At 40.9% G+C, this 2,720-nt stretch carries 3 protein-coding genes; all 3 read right to left on the minus strand.

All coding sequences use genetic code 11. From position 1 onward, the window contains the following. Positions 1-139: 139 nt before the first annotated feature. Positions 140-439, minus strand: a complete 300-nt coding sequence (locus B2X72_RS25590) for a SelT/SelW/SelH family protein (RefSeq protein WP_075993960.1) — start codon at positions 437-439, stop codon at positions 140-142. Positions 440-643: 204 nt separating this feature from the next. After that, positions 644-1,501 (minus strand): 4,5-DOPA dioxygenase extradiol, encoded by an 858-nt coding sequence (ygiD, locus tag B2X72_RS25595; protein ID WP_198385980.1) that lies wholly within the window; start codon positions 1,499-1,501, stop codon positions 644-646. Between the two features lie 137 nt (positions 1,502-1,638). After that, positions 1,639-2,472: a helix-turn-helix transcriptional regulator gene (locus B2X72_RS25600; RefSeq protein WP_088162746.1), complete on the minus strand. Its 834-nt coding sequence runs from the start codon at positions 2,470-2,472 to the stop codon at positions 1,639-1,641. Between the last annotated feature and the right edge of the window lie 248 nt (positions 2,473-2,720).

The following is a 2,720-nucleotide window of genomic DNA, read 5'->3' on the forward strand; positions in this document are numbered from 1 at the left end:
CTTAAAGTTTTCCTGTAAGAAATGTATGGCCTTGGCGATACGTTGAAAATCTACTTCTTGTTGAATAGTCATGATTGTTCATTTAATTTATACAAAGTTGCTAATAAGAAGAAGTCTTTAAAATCCGATTTATGCTAAATTACATGTTGGATGAAGGAGATTTGTCCGAATGACCTAAGGATTTATCTGGTGCGACCAGATCACGGATCAGTTGTTTGAGTTCTTTTATTTCGGGGAATCGACCGGCTCTTTTTCGATCGAATATCTCCTTATCCGCTACCCGTACTGTATAACGGCCTGCAATTTCGCTGGGGACCAGCATCACTCCATGGATCTCATCGGTGAACGAACTCAGTACCTCCTGCGCCATATAGGCGGCGCGCAGCATCCAATTGCATTTTGGACAATATTCAATTTCAATAACAGGTTTTGTTGCCATGAGTTAAGTTCAAGTACGTTGTTTTGTTTCAAACAAATTTATCAATCCTAGCGCTGCAATCCTAACGCTTTTTGTCATGGAAATTTCGAGATTATTTCCGACTCAGCGGAGTACTGTATACAACAAGCCCATTCCATTGGCCTTTTTCTCGGTTAATGGAATGGGCTGGTATTGTTGGATATTCCTGATAGGTATGCTGGAGGCTTAACCGATTTTCAAAGAGGTCATGGTCAGTGATCCAGCCACTGAATTGTCGTTGAAGAGAAACAACTCATCATTTTTCTCCTGTAAACCCAAGGTATAGATTAAAGGGAGGTAATGTTCAGGAGTTGGAATTGCCAAGTCGAACTCTTTGCCCTGTTTTCTGAAATCTATGAGCGCCTGATGATTACCATTCTGAATAAATTTCTTCATTTTTTCATTGGCTATAGTAGCCCACTCATACGCATAGCCTGCCGTATCGAGTTTGTCCCAGGCGACCATCCGTAAGTTGTGCACCATATTGCCGCTACCGATAATGAGTACCCCCTTTTTTCTTAGCGCGTTTAATTGCTGTGCAATTTCATAATGGTATGCTGCAGATTGTGTGTAATCGATGCTCATTTGAATAATAGGCACGTCTGCATCAGGGTATAGATGTTTGACGACAGACCATGATCCATGGTCCAGCCCCCATTTGTCGTCGAGATGAACCTCTGTTTTGCTGACGATATGCTGTGTTTCTAAAGCGAGCGCCGGGCTGCCTGGAGCTGGGTATTGGACATCAAATAATGCCTGAGGAAAACCGCCAAAGTCATGAATGGTGGCGGGATGCTCCATCGCTGTGACAAATGTTCCACGTGTTTCCCAGTGTGCCGAGACAACAAGAATCGCCTTCGGTTTTTCGAAAGTTTGGCCAATTTTTTTGAATCCCCGGACAAATTCGTTGTCCTCTATGGCGTTCATGGGACTTCCATGTCCTAAAAATAAGACCGGAAATTTGTCCGTTGCCTCCAGTTCCTCGGAAAATTTATATAAAGAGTTTGCTTTATGAGCTACTCCAGCTAATGGTAATGTTGCCATAATTTTAATAAAATCCTTTCTACGCATTTGATATGATGTGGCTGCGTCAATTTTTATTACAAAGGTAGGGGATGGGCTTAGCTAGGCGGTATCATTATCCTGTCAATCTGTTGTACTATTCGGAAATCTGTTATACGCTATTCGGAAATAAGTTTTTGGATTTCATTTCTAAATTCCGAAGGCGTCATGCCTGCTTTCTTTTTGAAGACATTGGTAAAGTAGGCTTTATCTTGGTAACCGAGTTCAAAACCAATTTCCGAGATCGTTTTAGTCGTTGTCAACAGGAGGTTTTTTGCTTCAATAAGTTTCCGTGTTTCGATAATCTCAGAAACGCTTTGTTGTAATATGCTCTGACAAATTAAATTTAGGTTTCGTGTCGACATAAAAAGCTTCTCCGCGTAAAAATTAACGCCTTCAGGACGGCGGTAGTTCTCTTCCAGTATAGATAGAAAGCTTGTGAACGTTGTACTCTGATTTTTCAATTGCTGTTGGCTGTCTGGAAATTGCCTTTTTCGTTCAGATTCAATCATAGTAAAGATGGTGCTCAATAGCTGCTTGATAACCGCATAATCTACGCTAGTTTGTAAGCATTCCTGTTGCATTAGCTCACACAAGACTATCAATCTCCCGAAGCAGTTGGGGCTGGCGAAGGTCAATGTCGCATTTTCATGAAAGTGGGCGTAGAGCTGGAAAGTCGTTTCGGGGATAAATTCACTTTTAAATCGAATGACCCAAAATTCAATGTTATTATTATGCAAAAGAGGTTTGACGCGGTGGGTTTTGCCCTGAGTGACAAAACTTATAAATGGAGCGGTGTAGGTTTTTGTTTTAAAATCGATAAAATGTTCGAGCTTTCCTGCCACACCAATAATCAATTCCTCGAAATCATGTTGATGTATTTCGTTTTTGGATTGTTGTATGCGCAGTGCCTCATCGGCGTCAACTTTGTAAATTTTGAAAAGTCCGTTCAAAATAAGGAAGATTTTAATTTGCTATTTACGAATATACGGTTTCAGTTACATATTGTTTGTCAAAGACCATTTGGCTTTTCATATTGCTATTTTCGCTTGTTTCAGCGGCAGTTTTGACAAAAGGGGAGGTCTGTTGTTACCCCGCTTAGGCTCAAATTGTATACTGATTTGTAATTAACAGCATTATAACACCGTTTTAACAGGGGGTTAATAGAGGTTATACCCCCGCTAACCCCCTGTTAACCCCC

The sequence above is a fragment of the Sphingobacterium sp. UBA7253 genome, assembly GCF_002472745.1.
In the GTDB taxonomy this organism is placed as follows: Bacteria; Bacteroidota; Bacteroidia; order Sphingobacteriales; family Sphingobacteriaceae; genus Sphingobacterium; species Sphingobacterium siyangense.

What these genes read in the sequence shown, in the direction of transcription:
- B2X72_RS25590 (WP_075993960.1), bottom strand. Translation starts at nt 439, where the DNA reads ATGGCAACAAAACCTGTTATTGAAATTGAATATTGTCCAAAATGCAAT.
- ygiD (WP_198385980.1), bottom strand. Translation starts at nt 1,501, where the DNA reads ATGGCAACATTACCATTAGCTGGAGTAGCTCATAAAGCAAACTCTTTA.